At 71.8% G+C, this 17,998-nt stretch carries 16 protein-coding genes; 8 read left to right on the forward strand and 8 right to left on the reverse strand.

Annotated elements, in window-relative coordinates; translation table 11 throughout:
• Position 1 precedes the first annotated feature (1 nt).
• From grpE to K7396_RS32875, 4 genes are all read right to left on the reverse strand, one after another.
• Positions 2–706: a nucleotide exchange factor GrpE gene (grpE, locus tag K7396_RS32860; RefSeq protein WP_086717939.1), complete on the reverse strand. Its 705-nt coding sequence runs from the start codon at positions 704–706 to the stop codon at positions 2–4.
• Positions 703–2,604 (reverse strand): molecular chaperone DnaK, encoded by a 1,902-nt coding sequence (gene dnaK / locus K7396_RS32865; protein ID WP_086717937.1) that lies wholly within the window; start codon positions 2,602–2,604, stop codon positions 703–705. The genes grpE and dnaK overlap by 4 nt, the downstream gene beginning before the upstream one ends.
• 435 nt (positions 2,605–3,039) lie before the next feature.
• Positions 3,040–4,104, reverse strand: a complete 1,065-nt coding sequence (locus K7396_RS32870; protein ID WP_086715910.1) for a type III polyketide synthase — start codon at positions 4,102–4,104, stop codon at positions 3,040–3,042.
• A 281-nt stretch (positions 4,105–4,385) separates the two neighbouring features.
• The gene (locus K7396_RS32875; RefSeq protein WP_086715908.1) at positions 4,386–5,594 is read right to left on the reverse strand and encodes a cytochrome P450; all 1,209 of its coding nucleotides are present in this window, start codon (positions 5,592–5,594) and stop codon (positions 4,386–4,388) included.
• Between the two features lie 384 nt (positions 5,595–5,978).
• On the opposite strand from K7396_RS32875, the gene K7396_RS32880 reads away from it, so the two are divergent.
• The 5 genes from K7396_RS32880 (at position 5,979) to K7396_RS32900 (ending at position 12,124) form a co-directional block, all read left to right on the forward strand.
• A complete protein-coding gene (locus tag K7396_RS32880; protein WP_086715907.1) occupies positions 5,979–6,584 on the forward strand; it encodes a helix-turn-helix domain-containing protein in 606 nt (201 codons plus the stop codon).
• 114 nt (positions 6,585–6,698) lie between these two features.
• On the forward strand, positions 6,699–7,433 hold the full coding sequence (locus tag K7396_RS32885) for an SDR family oxidoreductase (RefSeq protein WP_086715906.1): 735 nt from the start codon (positions 6,699–6,701) through the stop codon (positions 7,431–7,433).
• Between the two features lie 207 nt (positions 7,434–7,640).
• On the forward strand, positions 7,641–8,858 hold the full coding sequence (locus K7396_RS32890; RefSeq protein ID WP_223660280.1) for an EfeM/EfeO family lipoprotein: 1,218 nt from the start codon (positions 7,641–7,643) through the stop codon (positions 8,856–8,858).
• Between the two features lie 5 nt (positions 8,859–8,863).
• Entirely contained in the window at positions 8,864–10,114 is a 1,251-nt protein-coding gene (efeB, locus tag K7396_RS32895; RefSeq protein WP_086715902.1) for an iron uptake transporter deferrochelatase/peroxidase subunit, read from the forward strand.
• A 168-nt stretch (positions 10,115–10,282) separates the two neighbouring features.
• Positions 10,283–12,124 (forward strand): phospholipase C, encoded by a 1,842-nt coding sequence (locus tag K7396_RS32900; protein WP_086715900.1) that lies wholly within the window; start codon positions 10,283–10,285, stop codon positions 12,122–12,124.
• A 72-nt stretch (positions 12,125–12,196) separates the two neighbouring features.
• On the opposite strand, the gene K7396_RS32905 is transcribed toward K7396_RS32900, so the two are convergent.
• The gene (locus tag K7396_RS32905; protein WP_086715898.1) at positions 12,197–12,601 is read right to left on the reverse strand and encodes a VOC family protein; all 405 of its coding nucleotides are present in this window, start codon (positions 12,599–12,601) and stop codon (positions 12,197–12,199) included.
• A 256-nt stretch (positions 12,602–12,857) separates the two neighbouring features.
• On the opposite strand from K7396_RS32905, the gene K7396_RS32910 reads away from it, so the two are divergent.
• The gene (locus K7396_RS32910; protein ID WP_086715896.1) at positions 12,858–13,235 is read left to right on the forward strand and encodes a hypothetical protein; all 378 of its coding nucleotides are present in this window, start codon (positions 12,858–12,860) and stop codon (positions 13,233–13,235) included.
• A gap of 103 nt (positions 13,236–13,338) precedes the next feature.
• Here the strand turns inward: K7396_RS32910 and K7396_RS32915 are convergent, their stop codons facing one another.
• The 3 genes from K7396_RS32915 to K7396_RS32925 form a co-directional block, all read right to left on the reverse strand.
• Positions 13,339–13,653 carry an SCO5918 family protein gene (locus K7396_RS32915; protein WP_086715894.1) on the reverse strand — a complete coding sequence of 105 codons (315 nt, stop codon included), beginning with the start codon at positions 13,651–13,653 and terminating at the stop codon, positions 13,339–13,341.
• Between the two features lie 57 nt (positions 13,654–13,710).
• Positions 13,711–15,207: a DEAD/DEAH box helicase gene (locus tag K7396_RS32920; protein ID WP_086715891.1), complete on the reverse strand. Its 1,497-nt coding sequence runs from the start codon at positions 15,205–15,207 to the stop codon at positions 13,711–13,713.
• A gap of 337 nt (positions 15,208–15,544) precedes the next feature.
• A complete protein-coding gene (locus K7396_RS32925) occupies positions 15,545–15,748 on the reverse strand; it encodes a cold-shock protein (protein WP_042152846.1) in 204 nt (67 codons plus the stop codon).
• A gap of 485 nt (positions 15,749–16,233) precedes the next feature.
• Here K7396_RS32925 and K7396_RS32930 point away from each other — a divergent pair, with 485 nt between their 5' ends.
• Both K7396_RS32930 and K7396_RS32935 read left to right on the forward strand, forming a co-directional pair.
• Positions 16,234–17,130: a universal stress protein gene (locus K7396_RS32930; RefSeq protein WP_152104490.1), complete on the forward strand. Its 897-nt coding sequence runs from the start codon at positions 16,234–16,236 to the stop codon at positions 17,128–17,130.
• Between the two features lie 156 nt (positions 17,131–17,286).
• Positions 17,287–17,949, forward strand: a complete 663-nt coding sequence (locus tag K7396_RS32935; RefSeq protein WP_152104489.1) for a CBS domain-containing protein — start codon at positions 17,287–17,289, stop codon at positions 17,947–17,949.
• The last annotated feature ends 49 nt before the right edge of the window (positions 17,950–17,998 follow it).

Here is a 17,998-nt window from a genome sequence, read left to right on the forward strand (position 1 = left end):
GCTATGACGGAAGGACGGTGGGCCGTTCCCCGATGGTTTCCACGCCGGGGGCCGGCGGTCTGCCGGCCACGCTCACCTGCGCGGGACGCAGCAGACGGTCGCCCACCCGGTAGCCCTGGCGGAGGACCGCGGTGCAGACGGTGTCCTCCAGCCGGTCGTCGGGGGTGTAGGTGACGGCCTCATGGATCAGCGGGTCGAAGGGCGCGCCCGCCGTGCCGAAGGACTCGAGGCCCAGCGCCCCCAGCTCGGTCTGCAGGGACCGGGCGACGCGCCGGAATCCACCGGTCACCTCGCCCTGCTCCCCGGCCTCGGCCAGGGAGTCGAGGACGGGCAGGAGCCGGCCCAGCACATTGGCCACGGCGATCTCGCCGACGGCCAGCCGGTCGCGGTGGACCCGCTTGCGGTAGTTGTCGTACTCGGCCTTCAGCCGTTGCAGATCGGCCGTGCGCTCCCGGAGTTCGGCGCGCAGCGCCGCCGCCTCCTGCGCCGACGGGCGGTCGGGGCCGTGGCCGGAATCCGACGCCCGGCCGGGCCGCCGGCCCGCCTCCCGGCCCTCGCCGGACCGCGCCCCCTTCTCGTCCTGCGCGCTCGGCCCCTCCGCCCGGCCGGTGCGGGGCGGGACCGGTCCGGGGTCCGTCCCCTGGCCGTGGCCGGCGAGGGCCAGCGGCGGCCGGGGGAGGCCACGGACCCGAGTCGGACGGTTCATCGCGCGCCTCCCTCCTGTTTGTCGTCGTCGACGATCTCCGCATCGACGACATCGTCCTGGTCGCCCGCGGTGCCCGAACCACCGTCGCCCGAGCCGCCGGCCTCACCGGCTCCCGGGGCCTGGGCCTGCGCCTGGGATTCGGCGTACATGGCCTGGCCCAGCTTCTGGGAGACGGTCGCGAGCTTCTCGGTGGCGGTACGCAGCTCCGCGGTGTTGCCGCCGTCGGCGGACTCGGCGGCCTTCAGCTTCTCCTTGACCTCGCCGATCGCGGTCTCGACCTCGCCCTTGACCTCGGCGGGGATCTTCGCCTCGTTGTCCTTGAGGAACTTCTCGGTCTGGTAGACGAGCTGCTCGGCCTGGTTGCGGGTCTCCGCGGTCTCCCGCTTGCGGCGGTCCTCCTCGGCGTGCTGTTCGGCGTCGCGGACCATCCGGTCGATGTCGTCCTTCGGCAGCGAGGAGCCGCCGGTGACGGTCATCTTCTGCTCCTTGCCGGTTCCCAGGTCCTTGGCCGTGACGTGCATGATGCCGTTGGCGTCGATGTCGAAGGAGACCTCGATCTGCGGGACCCCGCGGGGCGCCGGCGGCAGGCCCGTGAGCTGGAACATCCCGAGCTTCTTGTTGTACGCCGCGATCTCGCGCTCGCCCTGGTAGACCTGGATCTGCACGGACGGCTGGTTGTCCTCGGCCGTCGTGAAGATCTCGGACCGCTTGGTCGGGATCGTGGTGTTGCGCTCCAGCAGCTTGGTCATGACGCCGCCCTTGGTCTCGATGCCCAGGGACAGCGGGGTGACGTCCAGCAGGAGGACGTCCTTGACCTCGCCCTTGAGGACACCGGCCTGGAGGGCGGCGCCCACCGCGACGACCTCGTCCGGGTTGACGCCCTTGTGCGGGTCCTTGCCGGTCAGCTCCTTGACCAGTTCGGTCACCGCGGGCATCCGGGTCGAGCCGCCGACCAGGATCACATGGTTGATGTCGGAGACCTTGATGCCGGCGTCCTTCACCGCGTTGTGGAACGGGGTCTTGCACCGCTCCAGCAGATCGGCGGTGAGCTGCTCGAACTGCGAGCGGGTGAGCTTCTCGTCCAGGTGCAGGGGCCCGTCCGCCGACGCGCTCAGATACGGCAGATTGATCGTGGTCTCGGTCGCCGCGGACAGTTCGATCTTGGCCTTCTCGGCGGCCTCCCGCAGCCGCTGGGTGGCCATCTTGTCCTTGGACAGGTCGATGCCGTAGGCGTTCTTGAACTGCTTGGTGAGGTAGTCGACGATCCGCTGGTCCCAGTCGTCGCCGCCCAGGTGGGTGTCGCCGTTGGTGGCCTTCACCTCGACGACGCCGTCACCGATCTCCAGCAGCGAGACGTCGAAGGTGCCGCCGCCGAGGTCGAAGACCAGGATGGTCTGGTCGTTCTCCTTGTCCAGGCCGTAGGCCAGCGCCGCGGCGGTCGGCTCGTTGACGATCCGGAGCACCTTCAGGCCCGCGATCTCGCCGGCCTCCTTGGTGGCGGTGCGCTGGGAGTCGTTGAAGTACGCCGGAACGGTGACGACCGCGTCCGTCACGTCCTCGCCCAGGTACTCCTCGGCGTCGCGCTTGAGCTTCTGCAGCACCCGCGCGGAGATCTCCTGGGCCGTGTACCGCTTGCCGTCGATGTCGCCGCTGTCCGGGAAGCGCCACTCCGCCTCGCCCATGTGACGCTTGACCGACCGCGCGGTGCGGTCGACGTTGGTCACGGCCTGCCGCTTGGCGACCTCGCCCACCAGCACGTCGCCGCCCTTGGAGAAACCGACCACCGACGGGGTGGTCCGGGCCCCCTCGGCATTGGTGATGACCGTGGGCTCGCCGCCCTCCAGCACACTGACCACCGAGTTCGTCGTACCAAGGTCAATACCCACTGCACGTGCCATGGTCTTCTCCTCGTCTTGCGGCCGACGCCCCGGGCGGCAGCGCCCGGCACCGGGACCCGGGACCCGCGGGGGCGGGCTCCGGACGGACCCCGGGCCGGAGGGTCCGGGCCGGCCCCGAGGCTCGCCCGGCAGGCCCTCTCACCTGCGGCGATGGAGGGCCGGCCGGCTGCCGCGTCCGTATAAAACGTGCATAAAACGCATCGATGTATCTGTCAAGATATCCCCATTCAAGGTGTATACACCGTATGCGCCAAATGCTGCCGGGCCCCCGTTGACCGCCGCAGTCGGGTGGCCCGGTGGGCGGCGAGCCGGAGGCTCCGGCCCGCCGGTCGCCCGGTCGCTCGGGTGGTCATGCGCATGCCCTTGTCGCGGGCGGGTGCGCGCCTGCCGCCCGATGCGCCCGGCGGGTCGTGGCCGGGCGCATCGGGCGGGGGCTCATGCCGCCGGCGCGGAGGCGGACGTCCAGGTGCCGAGGGCCATCTCGGCGGTGATGCCGGGACCGAAGCCGGCCAGCAGACCGCGGTGGCCGTCGAGGGCCGAGGCCTCGTCGAACATCCGGGCCAGGGCGTCGAGCACCACGCCGCTGGCGATGTTGCCGTACTCGGTCAGCGTCGCGCGGCTGAAGCGGAACGCCTCGGGCGGCACCTCCAGGAAGCGGCACAGGTCGTCGAGGATGCGCGGGCCGCCCGCGTGGACGATGTAGAAGTCCAGTTCGCCCGCGTCCCATTGGTGCTGTTCGGCGACCGCGCGCAGGGCGGGGGCGAGCGGTTCCATGGTGCCGGGCACGCGCTTGTCCAGCTGGAAGTGGAAGCCGGTGGCCCGGATCGCGTACGAGATCCAGTCCTCGGTGTTCGGTATCAGGTAGGAGCTGTTGCGCTCCAGCCGGACACCGGTGCCGCCCCGCCCGCGGACCACGGCGGCGGCGACCGCGTCGCCGAAGAGGCCGTTCGACAGCAGCGACCCCACTCCCAGGTCCGTGGGCTGGTAGCACAGCGAGCAGAACTCGCAGGCGACGATGAGCACGTTGCGGTCGGGGTACGCCGTGCAGAAGTCATGCGCCCGGTTGATCGCGGCGCCCCCCGCGGCGCAGCCGAGTTGGGCGATGGGCATCTGCCGCGTCTCCGACCGGAAGCCCAGGGTGTTGATGAGCCAGGCGGTCAGCGCCGGCATCATGAAGCCGGTGCAGGAGACGTAGACGATGAGGTCGATCTCCTGCGGCTCCACCTCGGCCTGGTCGAGCGCCTGGCGGACCACGGCGGGCACACGGGCCTTGGACTCCTCTTCGTAGACCGCGCTGCGGGCGTCGAGCCCCGGGTGCTTGAGCACCTTGTCGATCGGCTGGATCAGGTGCCGCTTGGCCACACCGGTGTTCTCGATCAGCCGCAGGATCAGCCGCAGTTGCGAATGATCCTTGTGCAGCCGTTGTGCGAGTTCGAGGGTGTCGTCTCGGGTGATGATGTACTCGGGGACCGCAATTGCTGGTTTGCACAGAACCGCCATGGGATGCACTCCTTGCAGACTGTGGCCCCCCTCGGGGAATTCCCTGACGCTGAATTCGAGCCGTTTTCCGGACGACGGTGTCCGCCGGGGGAAACTCGCCCATTGCATCGCGGGCAAGAAATCCGAGGGCGGAACCGGTGGCCGAAATAAGCGACTCCGGCAGGGAATTGAGCGGGCCAGCCGTCGAAGAATGAACTCTCCCCGTGCTGGTGGATTGATCTTTCCGAGTAGTAACCGTACGCCAGGCGGGTGGAAACTGCATTCGCTCGCGTGGCCCACAGTCACCAAGTGACCGGCAGCTCCAGCGGATAGCGCCAGATCGATGTCGTGTTCCAGCGGATCTCCTCGGCCGGCTGCGCCAGCCGCAGCTCGGGGAAACGGTCCAGGAGGGTCCGCAGGGCGACCTCCAGCTCCACGGTGGCGAGCGGGGCGCCCAGGCAGTGATGACCGCCCCAGCCGAAGGTCATGTGCGAGGTCCGGTCCTCGCGTTCCAGGTCGAGTTCGTCGGGCCGGTCGAATTTCTCGCCGTCCCGGTTGGCCGTCAGATAGGAGACGTGCACGATGTCCCCGGCCCGGATCGTCACCCCGCTCAACTCCACGTCCTCGGTGGCGACACGGGGGATGCCGACGCCCTTGCGGAACGGGATGAACCGCAGCAGCTCCTCGATCGCCTGCGGGAGCATCTCCGGCCGGGAGCGCAGCATCGCCAGCTCCTTCGGCCGGGTCAGCAGCGTGTAGGCGAGGTTGCCGATCTCGTACGTGGTGGTGTCCTGGCCGGTGATGAGCAGCACCATGGCCATGACGGTGAGTTCCTGGTCGCCCAGGATCTCGTCCCCGTCCCGCGCGGTGGCCAGGGCACTGATCAGGTCGTCCCCCGGATGCTGGCGCCGCTTGGCCGTCAGCGTCTCGAAGTAGGCCCGCATGTCGGCCTTGGAGCGGATGGCGCTCTCCCGGTTCTCGACGGTGACGTTCATCATCGTCCGGGCGTGCGCGCGCAACTGCGCCTGGTCGCGTTCGGGGATGTCGAGGACCTCGCAGATGGTCGTCAGGGGCAAGGGGGACGCCAGGCTCTCCATCAGGTCGGCGGGGGACCCCTGCGCGGCCATCCGGTCCAGCAGTTCGTCCACGACGAGCTGGGTGCGGACCCGCATGCGCTCCACCTGACGCGGCGCGAACGCCTTGGAGACCAGGCTCCGCAGCCGGCTGCTGGCGGGCGGGTCCATCACGTTGATCGCCTCGTCCTGGACGATCGGCTCCGGTGTCATCCGGGGGAAGTCCCGGCCGATGACGGCGCTGCGGCTGAACCGCCGGTCGGTCGTCACCGTGCGCACGTCGTCGTACCGGGTGACGAGCCACGCCTCGCCCTCCCCGTGGGGCAGCCGGATGCGGGCGACCGGCTCCTCGGTCAGCAGGCGTTTGAGCGTCGGGTCGAATTCCAGGCCCTCGGCATAGTCGAAGGGGCAGTTCCAGACGTGAGATCCGGGTTCCATGGTGAGCTCCCGACGTGAGAAGTGACGTGCGAATTCACCGCCTGCGGGGAAATCCGGGCGCACGCATGCGGTCATACCGGCCGTCGGCCAGAAAGGCGCCCTTTGTCCCGGCCGGCCAAAGGCGGGGACATATCGCGGCGGTCTTTGTCACTGCCGGTTCAGGCAGCCGTCTGGCGGAGGACATCGCCCTGCCGTTCCACAGTGGCTCAAGGGGAGTGCGGGTGGTCGGTGTGGTGCGCCAATCGGGTGATCTCCGGGGCCCCTGCCCGGTGTGGGACGGCGTTCGCGGGCGCGGACGACCGGCCGGGCCCGCGGCACGGCCGGCGCCCCCGGCCCGCCCGCAACCACTTGACAAAGAGTGTTGCCGGGACGGCAAATGAAGTCATGGCGGACGACGACATCCCCCGTGTCCTCAACGCGGTCGGTCCCCGGCTACGGGCCCTGCGGCGCGAGCGCGGAGCCACCCTGGCGCAGCTGAGCGAGGTCACCGGCATCTCGCTCAGCACCCTGTCGCGTCTGGAGTCCGGGCAGCGCAAACCGACCCTCGAACTCCTGCTTCCGCTGGCCAAGGCCCATGGCGTGCAGCTGGACGAGCTGGTCGGGGCGCCGGCCACCGGCGACCCCCGGGTCCATCCGCGCCCCTTCACCCGCAACGGACAGACCTTCGTGCCGCTGACCCGGCACCTCGGCGGTCTGCACGCCTACAAACACATCCTGCCCGCCAAGAAGACGACCGGTACCCGGCCCGAGCTGCGCACCCATGAGGGCTACGAGTGGCTCTACGTCCTCTCCGGCCGGCTGTGGCTGGCGATAGGGGAGCACGACCTCGTCCTCACCGCCGGGGAGGCCGCCGAATTCGACACCCACGTCCCGCACGGCTTCGCCAACGCCGGGCCGCATCCCGTCGAGTTCCTCAGCCTCTTCGGCGCCCAGGGCGAGCGGATGCACGTCCGAGCCGGCCCGCCGACAGCGGCCCCGGGCCACGCCTGACACGCCAACTCCACTGTTCCTGGGTGTGCGGCACCCGGGCACGAGCCGTCCTGGAGGCCGCGAGCCGCGCCGTGGAGGCTTGCCGGACACCGAACAACGGCAAGAGGAGCAGTCATGCAGGAGCACGGCAAGGTCGTCCTGATCACCGGTGCGAGCAGCGGCATCGGTGCGGCAACCGCCCGCCGGCTGGCCGCCGACGGACACCGTGTCTTCCTCGGCGCACGCCGCGACGAGCGCCTGGAGACGCTGTGCGGCGAGATCGGGAGCGAGGGCGGCACCGCGGCGTTCCGGCGGCTCGATGTCACCTCCGCCGCGGACCTGCGGGCCTTCGTCGAGGCCGCGCACACCACGTACGGGCGGGTGGACGTCGTCGTCAACAACGCGGGGGTGATGCCCCTCTCGCCGCTGGCGGCGCTGAAGACCGACGAATGGGACCGGATGATCGATGTGAACGTGCGCGGGGTGCTGCACGGGATCGCCGCCGCGCTGCCGGTGATGCGGGCCCAGGGCGGCGGGCACTTCATCACGGTCGCCTCGGTCGGGGCGTACGAGGTCTCGCCCACCGCCGCCGTCTACTGCGCCACCAAGTTCGCGGTACGCGCGATCTCCGAGGGGCTGCGCCAGGAGTCCGACGGCGGCATCCGGGTCAGCCTCGTCTCGCCCGGCGTCACCGAATCCGAACTCGCCGACCACATCACCGACCCGGCGGCCCGGGACGCCATGACCCGCTACCGCGCCGTCGCCCTCCCGGCGTCCGCGATCGCGGACGCCATCGCCTTCGCCGTCGCCCAGCCCCCGGAGGTCGACGTCAACGAGATCGTCGTACGCCCCGCCCGCAGCGCGCAGTAGCTCCACGGGGCACCGGGCGGCGGCGCCGTGAACCACGGGCAAACTCTTGGCATCTCTTGCGGGGAAAGCCTGTTCGGGCGCGCCGCGCTGTCTAGCATGTGCAGCGTGCCGCAGGTCCCGGTGGGTGCGCCGGGCCGCGGCTTCCCGACCCGGCACCACGGCACCACGTACCGACCGCGTGGCGCGCACGACCCCAGGAGGCGCGGAGTGCCACCATCCGGCCTCGCGAAGTTCCGCTCCCCCCGCGTCCTGGGCGTCGGGAGCGTTCTTCTGGTCGGCGGCCTGCTGGTGGCCTCCACGGTGGCCGGCGGCCGCCCGGAGGACGGCGCCCGGTCGCGACGGGCCGCGGCCGACGGGCTGCGGCACACCACCGTCGAGGTGTCGCCGGGCCACTGCGGCCGGGGCTGGGGGAGCGGCCGCCCCGGCACCCAGGTCTTCGACCTGCACAACACCTCCGATGCCGCGGCCGAGGTGTACCTCACGTCCCCGCGCGGCGGCGCGGTGTACGGCGAGGTGGAGGGCCTCGGGCCCGGCACCACCCGGCAGCTGCGGGTCCGGCTGGGCCGGGGCGCGTACGCCTTCCGCTGCCTGCCCGACGACGCCGACGCCGTCACCGGGCCCACGGTCCGTATCGACGGCGGCGGCCGCCCCGGCCCGGCGGCGGCCCCGGTCACCGAGCACGACCTGATCCCCCCGGCGCTGGACTACCAGCGGTGGGTCGCGGGCGGCCTGGACGCCCTCGCCGGCCGGACCGGGACCCTGCGCGCCGCCATCGCGCGCGGCGACCTGGCGGGAGCCCGGGACGCCTGGCTGCCCGCGCACCTCGCCTATGAGCGGCTGGGCGCGGCGTACGGCGCCTTCGGTGACGCGGACCAGCAGATCAACGGCACGACCGCGGGCCTGCCCGGCGGCGACCGGGACCCGGCGTTCAGCGGCTTCCACCGCCTCGAACACGGCCTGTGGCACGGGCAGTCCGCCGCCGCCCTGCGCGCACCGGCCGCCGCCCTCGACGGCGCCGTGCGCAAGCTGCGGGACCACTGGGCGCAGACCCGGATGGATCCGGCCGACCTCGGTCTGCGGGCGCACGAGATCCTGGAGAACACCCTGCAGTCCGAGCTGACCGGGCGGACCGACTACGGCAGCGGCACCAGCCTCGCCACCGCCCGCGCCAACCTCGACGGAACCCGGGCCGTCCTCACCCGGCTGCGCCCCCTGCTGGTCACCCGGTACCCCCAACTGCCGCACGTGGAAGCCGAGTTGGACCGGGCGCAGCGGCTGCTCGACGGCTTCCGCACGGACGGGCGGTGGACGCCGCTGCACGACCTGGACCGCGGCCGGCGGGAGCGGATCGACGCGGTGTTCGGGGACCTGGTGGAACGGCTGGCGTCGGTGGCGACGCTGTGCGACGCACGGAGAACGGTGTGAGGGACATGAACGGTGTCGGCAGGCGGGGCTTCCTGCGGGGCGCGGCGCTCGCCGGGGCCGGACTCGCGACCGGCGGCGCCGCGCCCGCCGACCCCCCGGCCCCGGGCAGCGAACCGGCCCTCCTGACCGGTCAGGGGCCGGCCACCGGAGCCGCCCCGCCCGTTCCCTTCCACGGCCGGCACCAGGCGTCGGTCCTCGCCCCGCCCCGCCGGGTCACCGCGTACACCGCGTTCGACGTCACCGCGCGAAACCGGCGGGAACTGACCGAGCTGATGCGCACCCTCACCGCCCGCGCCCGGTTCCTGACCGGCGGCGGGACACCGGAGCCGGCCGGCATCACCGGCCCGCCCACCGACTCGGGCCTGCTGGGGCCGCAGGTTCCCGCGGGCGGGCTGTCGGTGACGCTCGCCGTCGGCGCGGCGCTGTTCGACGACCGGTTCGGGCTGCACGGCCGCGCGCCGCGCCGGCTGACCACCATGCCCGCCTTCCCCGACGACGACCTGCAGACGGACTGGTGCCACGGCGACATCGGCCTCCAGTTGTGCGCCGACGACACGGACACCGTGCTGCACGCCCTGCGCGACATCGCCCGCCACACCCGGGGCGGCATGCAGGTGCGCTGGCGCCTCGACGGCTTCACCAGCCCGCCCCGGCCGTCCGGGACCCCGCGCAACCTCATGGGCTTCAAGGACGGCACGGCCAACCCCGACGCCCGGTCCGCCGGCGAGATGGACCGGCTGGTGTGGACCGGGGCGGGGGCCGGTGAGCCGGACTGGGCGGTCGGCGGCAGCTACCAGGTGGTCCGGCTGATCCGGATGCTGGTGGAGTTCTGGGACCGGGTCTCGCTGACCGAACAGGAGCGGATGTTCGGCCGCGCCAGGGAGACCGGCGCGCCGCTGGACGGCGACCGCGAACAGGACACCCCCGACTACCCCGCCGACCCCAAGGGCGAGGTGATCCCCCTGGACAGCCACATCCGGCTGGCCAACCCCCGCACCCCGTCCAGCGCGGGACAGCGCCTCCTGCGCCGGGCCTACAACTACGACCGGGGCGTGGACGGCAACGGCAACCTCGACATGGGCCTGCTGTTCTGCTGCTACCAGCGCGACCTGGCCCGCCAGTTCGAGACCGTGCAACGCCGGCTGGCCGGCGAGCCGTTGACGGACTACATCACGCCCTTCGGAGGCGGCTACTTCTTCGCGTTGCCGGGCGTACGGGACACCACGGACTGGTACGGCCGGGCGCTGCTGACCTGACCGGGGGACCGCGGCGAGCCGAAGAGTCAATACCCGGTCAAAGTTTGTCCTGGCATACCTGACTCACTGTTCACTCCAGCGTCATGATGGCTCTGCCGGACAGCCGTTCGCCCGGCAGAGCATCCCGCCGTACGCACCGACACATCCCTGCCCGGAGGGTGAACCAGCATGGCCAGTAGGGGAAGACGAGCAGCGACACGGAGCCTGGCCCTCGCGGGTGCCGCGGCCCTCGCGGTCCTGGGCGCGGGCGCGCCCTCCTGGGCCGCCGGACCGCACCACCCCGGGTCCGCCCGTACGGCCACCCCCATCAAGCACGTGGTCGTGCTCTTCGACGAGAACATCTCGTTCGACCACTACTTCGCGACCTACCCGAAGGCCGCCAACACCGACGGCACCAGGTTCACCCCGTCCCCGCACACCCCCCGGGACATCGACAACCTGCGCACCGCCGGGCTGCTGGAGCACAACCCCAACCAGTACGCGCCCAAGCGGCTCACCCCGCAGCAGGCCATGACCTGCGACCAGACCCACGACTACGGGCCCGAGCAGTACGCGTACAACGGCGGCAAGGCCGACCGGTTCGTCCAGAACACCGACTCCGGCAAGTGCTCCGGCGGCCTCTTCGGCGAACCCGGCCTGGTGATGGACTACTACGACGGCAACACCGTCACCGGCCTGTGGAACTACGCCCAGCACTACTCCCTCAACGACCGCTCCTTCAGCTCGGTCTACGGCCCCTCCACACCGGGCGCCATCAACCTGGCCTCCGGACAGACGCACGGCGTCGTCTCCATGGACCCCGCCTCCGGCACCGAGCACCCCCGGCAGACCACCACCCCCGACCCGCACGCCGTGCAGTCGCCCGACGCACACGGCGTCGGCACGATCGTCAACGACCCCGACCCGGCGTACGACGACTGCTCCAACAAGGACCACACCAGCACGAACGCGGTCGCCGCCATGACGGGGCGCAACATCGGTGACGTCCTCAACGCCCGCCGCGTCAGCTGGGGCTGGTTCCAGGGCGGCTTCCGGCCCAGCACCGGATGGGACGGCAAGCCGGACCACTACGCCAAGTGCGGCGGAACCACGCACACCAACGTCGGGGGAGCGGCGGCCGTCGACTACAGCCCGCACCACGCGCCGTTCGAGTACTACAAGTCGACCGCCAACCCGCACCACCTCCCGCCGAAGAGCATCGACGAGGTCGGCCACGCCGGACGGGCCAACCACAACTACGACCTGACCGACTTCGACGCGGTGCTCAAGGCGGGCAAGCTGCCGGCCGTCAGCTTCCTCAAGGCCCCCGAGTACCAGGACGCGCACGCCGCCTACTCCGACCCGATCGACGAACAGCACTTCCTCGTCGACCGGATCAACGCCATCCAGCAGTCACCGCAGTGGAAGGACACTGCCGTCATCGTCGCCTACGACGACTCCGACGGCTGGTACGACCACGCCTACGCCAAGCCCCGCAACGGCTCCAAGGACACCTCGACGGGCTCCAACGGCAAGGCCACCGACAGCCCGGCCTGCCAGGCGGGCCCCGCGGCCGCCGGCGGCTACGCGGACCGCTGCGGTCCGGGCACCCGGCAGCCGCTGCTGGTGATCTCCCCGTACAGCAAGGTCAACAAGATCGACCACACCCCGACCGAGCAGACCTCGGTCATCAAGTTCATCGAGCGCAACTGGCACACCGGGCAGATCGGCGACGCGTCCTTCGACGCCCGGGCCGGCTCGCTGAGCGGCATGTTCGACTTCCGGCACCCCAACAACAAGCAGGTGCTGCTGAACGCGGACGGCTCGGTCAAGTCCGTCGGCCCGATCCGCCATGTCGCACCGGTCGCCACCACCATCGACCCGGGCCCCGCGCTGGAGAACCTGGCCTCGGCCCAGGAACCGTCCGGCTTCCCCGTCCTCCCGGTGGGCATCGGCGCCGCCGTGGTGGCCGCGGGCGTCACCGGCACCTTCCTGGTACTGCGCCGCCGCAAGGAGCACCCCACCGTCTGACGTCGGGGCACAGGCGTGCGGGCCGGGACCCTGGGCGAGGGTCCCGGCCCGCGGCTCGTTCGGCGGTGTGGCTCAGTTCGCCTGCCCCAGCGCGTGCCCCTCGCTCGCGGCGAGCACGAAGGGGTGGCCCGCGGGGTCCGAGTAGCGGCGGGCGTCGTACGGCCCGCCGTTGTCCCGGGTCTGCAGCGGCCGTGCGCCCAGGCTGATCGCCTCGCGCTCCGCCTCGTCCATGTTGTCCTGCGGGACGAGGAAGTGCAGATGCGCCTGCTGCGAGTCGTCGGGGCGGGGCCAACTCGGCGGCGCGCCACCGCGGTCCCGTCGTATCGCGAGGTGGATGGTGCCGCCTTCGAAGACCTCGAAGTAGTCGGGGCTGGTCCCGGTCCGGACTTCTCCGCCGAGGAACTGCGCGTAGAAGTCCGCCAGTCCCGCCGGCTCCGCGCAATCCAGTACCAGGACGCTGGTCTTGGCTATGGCCATCCGCTTCCCTCCCTGTCCATGGACGCCCGTCCCCTCTTCGCACCGGCTACCCCGTGACGGCTCCGGCACTCCGCGGGACGGCGAATGCCCCTCGACGTCGGGCCCCGGGCGTCATACGAGTGCCGTACGGCCGGCCGCGCGGACCGTACGGCGCCGCCCCGCGAGAGCCGTACGAGTGTCAGGAGGGCCGTGCGGGGCGACAGCCCGGCCCCAGGTGTGCTGCCGAAAGCCGGTCGCGGCAGTAGAGTCTGCTCCCATGTCGAAGCCCGACGAGCTGCTTGTCGACATCGCCGCCATGGTGGAGTCGGAGCAGAGCACTCAGATGTCTCTCACTGTTGTCGTCCAAGGCGCCGTCCTCACCGGGCGGTTGGCGCCCGAGGCCGTATGGCGGCAGCGCGTGGCCGAGGTCCTGGAAGGGTCGGAACGGCTGGGACCGTTCTCCGCGCTCTTCTCCTCGGCCGGCCCCCGCGCCCGCTCGCCCCTGGGGAGCGGGCCGCCCACGCATCTGCACTTCCACGTGGCCATGATCCTGCAGGGAACCATCGGCCTGCCCGAGACCGGCGGGATGTACCGCGTCGCGATCAAGGACGTGAGTGCCTGGACGGTGGGCGACTTCCGCTACTCGGACCGCTGACCGCCGGCGCAGATGCCGGACGCCGGACGCGGTGACGGCAGATCAGCCACGTGCGTCTTCCGGCCGGGTCGTCGGCGCGACGGCAGTCCGGTCGGGGACGGGGTCAGGCTTCCGGATTCCCGTCCGGGACCGCCGGCCCGTGGAGGAGGTCCGATGCCTCTTCGAGCGGGGTGCGGGCGGGCGGAGTGGCGGCTCGGCAGGTGAAGCCGAGACGGGTCAGTGCCCGGCTGACCTCGCCGGCGGTGAAGTCCCTGCGGTCCTGCCGGGTGATGACCTCCCCGACCTGCTTGACGGGATAGTGACGACTGCCGATCAGCACGGATTCGCCCGTGATGGGTTCGGGCTTGATGCCCTTCATCGCATCCTGCACCTCGGTCTTGATCAAGTCGAAGGGGAAACGGGCGATGACGACGCGCATAGTGCCTCTACAGGGTCGAAGGGAAGCCGGATACGAGCGGGTGGAGCTGGATGACCCCTACGCCTGACCGGCAGGCCGCTGCCGGGGCGGCTTCCCCGTCGTGGCACGGGGCGATCCGCCGGACCGCCTGGCCTGGGCGGAGCGGCTGCGGCGGCCGCGGGTGGAGGAGCCGCTGCGCTTGGGGCGTTCGACGGCCGGTGCGGCGATGGTGACGGGGATCCCGGAGGGGGCCTGCGCGCCGGTGATGCGGCTCAGTTCGGCCTCCCCGGAGCGGACCTGGGTGGACTGCGGGGTGATGCCCGCGTCGGCCATCAGACGGTCCATCTCGCGGCGCTGGCTGGGCAGTACGAGGGTGACGACGCTGCCGGACTCGCCCGCGCGGGCGGTGCGTCCGCCGCGGTGCAGATAGTCCTTGTGGTCCGTGGGCGGGTCGACGTTGACGACGAGGTCGAGGTTGTCGACGTGGATGCCGCGGGCCGCCACATTGGTGGCCACCAGGACCGTGACCTGGCCGGTCTTGAACTGGGCCAGGGTGCGGGTGCGCTGCGGCTGGGACTTGCCGCCGTGCAGCGCGGCGGCGCGCACACCGCTGTTCAGCAGGTGCTTGGTGAGCTTGTCCACGGCGCGCTTGGTGTCCAGGAACATGATCGACCGGCCTTCGCGGGCGGCGATCTCCGTGGTGGTGGCGTGCTTGTCGGCGTCACGGACGTGCAGCAGGTGGTGCTCCATCGTGGTGACGGCGCCCGCCGAGGGGTCGACGGAGTGGACCACGGGGTCGGTCAGGTAGCGCCGGACCAGCAGGTCGACATTGCGGTCCAGGGTGGCCGAGAAGAGCATCCGCTGCCCCTCGGGGCGGACCTGGTCGAGCAGGGCGGTGACCTGGGGCATGAACCCCATGTCGGCCATCTGGTCGGCCTCGTCCAGCACGGTGATCGCGACCTGGTTCAGGTGGCAGTCGCCCCGGCCGATGAGGTCCTTGAGCCGTCCGGGTGTCGCGACGACCACTTCGGCGCCGGCGCGCAGCGCGCTCGCCTGCCGGCCGATCGACATCCCGCCGACGACGGTGGCCATGCGCAGCGACAGCGACCGGGCGTGCGGCGTGAGCGCGTCGGTGACCTGCTGGGCCAGCTCGCGGGTGGGCACCAGCACCAGGGCCAGCGGCCGGCCGGGCTCGGCGCGCTGACCGGCGGTACGGGCCAGCAGGGCCAGACCGAAGGCGAGCGTCTTGCCCGAGCCGGTGCGGCCCCGGCCCAGCACATCGCGCCCGGCCAGCGAGTTCGGCAGGGTGGCGGCCTGGATCGGGAAGGGGGCGGTCACCCCTTCCGCGGTCAGCGACGCCAACAGCGCGGGCGGCATGTCCAGTTCGGCGAAGCTCTCCGCCGGGGGAAGGGCCGGGGTGTGGGTGACGGGCAGCGCGAACTCCGCCGGCCGGGCGGCGGGACGGCGCCGCTTGCCGCCGGAGCGGTTCGACGCCTGCGAGCGGGAGCCGCCGCGGCCGGAGCCGGCGGAACGGTTACGGGAAGTGCGGTCGTTCGGGCGAGCTGTGCGGTTCATGAAGAACCTTCCTCGATGCGGTACGTCGAAGAATTCCCGGCAGCCGTGAGCCACACACAAAAGAATCGCAGAACGGACCGGCGAAAGCAGATGGAACGAGGCGGGACGGAATCGACCGCCGACGCGTGGAAATGTGCCACCGCACGCAACGGCGAGCACGGTGGTGGAGTGCGGGACGGAATGCCGTTCTGCCGCAGCGCGCTGCGGCCGGCACCGAACAGGCCACCCTTGTCGCTCGTGCGGCCGCAGGGGCGCGCACAGCGCATTCCGTAAAGGGCAGCGCTGCTGGGGCCCGCACCCACGGTGCGGGCCCCAGCAGCGGTGTTACGCGTCAGTGTCAGGCGGGGAGGATGTTCTCGGCCTGCGGGCCCTTCTGGCCCTGCGTGACGTCGAAGGTCACCTTCTGGCCCTCCTGCAGCTCACGGAAACCCTGGGTGGCGATGTTCGAGTAGTGGGCGAAGACGTCAGCGCCGCCACCGTCCTGCTCGATGAAGCCGAATCCCTTTTCCGAGTTGAACCACTTCACGGTGCCGGTAGCCATGTTATTTCTCCTTCGGGGCAGTGCCGGGGGCCGCACTGTGCGGACCCCGCGTCGCCGCGATGATTGCCCCTCCGGAAATTCCGGAAATACAAAAGCACTCCGACCGGCCTGGAAAGCCGGCGAGGTGGCGTGAAGTGTTTGGGAACCACAACTGCAACTGAGATCGACAGTAGCACGGCGCCAGCAGCCCTGCGCTGCCGTTGCTCCGCCCTTTCCGGCGGCCGAAAATCCCCGTCGGAGGCCGGAAATTCGCTGCTGCGGCATGAGATATGCGCCACTGACGCGCCCACGGCCCGGCGGAGCCCCCGCCGGCCACCGCGGTCACCGCTCGGCCCGGCAGGCCCCGGCACCGCGGCCCGCCGGGCCCGTACGGCCTGGCAGGCTCATGTGATCGGGGTCACGATGGAGGTTCCGGCCCGGCGGCGAGAGCAGTCGTGGCGACGGCCGGCCCGGTCCGCTTGTCCGGCCCCGAAAGGAGGACGGCCATGGAGCCGGAGGTCATCACCGTCGGACTCGACGGCTCACCGGCGAGCCTGGCGGCCGCGCGCTGGGCCGCCGACGAGGCCGACCGGCGGCAGTCGGCGCTGCGTCTTCTCCACGCATGGATCCTGCTGGCCGCTCAGGCGCCGGAAACGCCCCCTGACCGGGACCGGAACGCCGGGGCCCGGGAGGTGGTGCGCCGGGCCCGGGAAGAGATCCGGGAGCGCCATCCGCGGCTGCGGATCATCGAGGACCTGGTCGGGGCGGAGGCCGAGGGGGCGCTGCTGGGGGCGGCGGGCGAGTCGCAGATGATCGTGCTGGGATCGCGGGCGCTCGGGCCGTGGGAGAGCTATGTGCTCGGCGACGTGAGCCTGAACGTCGTGGGCCGGGCCAAGGGGCCGGTCGTCCTGGTCCGGGAGGAGGGGCCCGCGAAGGCGCCGCGTCACGAACCTCCGGGCGGCCGGCCGCCCGCCCCCGAGGCACGGGTCGTGGTCGGCCTGAGCCTCAACGGGCCGTGCGACCGGACGCTCGACTTCGCCTTCGCGGCCGCGGCGCTCCGGGGCCTCCCCCTCCAGGCCGTCCACGGGCGTCCGCTCCCCGTGCACGCCTACACCCCGTGGGGCCTGGATCCCGACGCCGTGACGGAACTCACCAAGGAGGCCGACGTCGAGCTGCGGGACGCCCTGGGCCCGTGGTGCGAACGGCTGCCCGAGGTGCCGGTGCGGCGGACCGTACTTCCGGAGAGCCCGTCCCGGGTGCTGGTCCAGGCGGTCTTCGGGGCCGAACTGCTGGTGGTGGGCCGCCGGCTGCACCGTCCCCCGCTCGCGCCCCGCCTCGGCCCGGTGGCGCACGCCGCCCTCCACCATGTGACCTGCCCGATCGCCGTGGTCGCGCACGAGTGACGGCGGCCGTGCGGCCGGGCGCGTGCCACGGCGCGCCGGACCCGTACCGCTCTGCGCACGTATCACCGGAAGGAGGCAGGCTTGTCCGTACCGGATTCCCCGCCCGCGAGGCCGATCGGATCCGGCCCGAGCACGATCCGGAGGGACTGGCCCACCATGAGGCACCGCAGCGTCGCCGACCTGATGACGCCCCAAGCCGTCGTCGTCCAACGGGGCACCCCGTTCAAGGAGATCGCGCGTCTGCTCGACGAGTACGACATCACCGCGGTCCCCGTCCTCGACGAGGACGAGCGGCCGGTGGGGGTGGTGTCCGAGGCCGATCTGCTGCGGCGGCAGATCGCGAAGCTCGGGGCGACCACCGCCGAAGCGATCATGACGAGCCCCGCCGTGGTGGCGCGGCCCGGGTGGAGCGTCGTCGAGGCCGCCAAGACGATGGAGAAGCGGAAGGTCAAGCGGCTGCCCGTGGTCGACGACGCCGGCCGGCTGATCGGCGTGATCAGCCGCAGTGACCTCGTGCAGCTGTTCCTGCGCCGGGACCGGGCCATTCAGGAGGAGGTGCTGGAGGAGGTGCTGACGCGGACGCTCGGGGTGTCCCCGTCCGCGGTCACGGTCGAGGTCGCCGACGGCACCGTGACGCTCACCGGCACCCTGGACCACAAGAGCCTGGTCCCCATCGCCGTGCGGCTGTGCGAAAGCGTCGACGGGGTGGTGGAGGTGGTCGACCGGCTCGGCTACCGGCGGGACGACACCGCCCGCGGGGAGTACGGGACGGATGCGGGGGCGGAGCCGGCGGGCGGCGGGCGGCCGGAGGGGGAGTAGGGCGCGCTCCGGCGGGCCGGTACCCGGGCAGGCGGATGCTCCGGCAGGT

Origin of the sequence: Streptomyces angustmyceticus (assembly GCF_019933235.1) — a bacterium.
In the GTDB taxonomy this organism is placed as follows: domain Bacteria; phylum Actinomycetota; class Actinomycetes; order Streptomycetales; family Streptomycetaceae; genus Streptomyces; species Streptomyces angustmyceticus.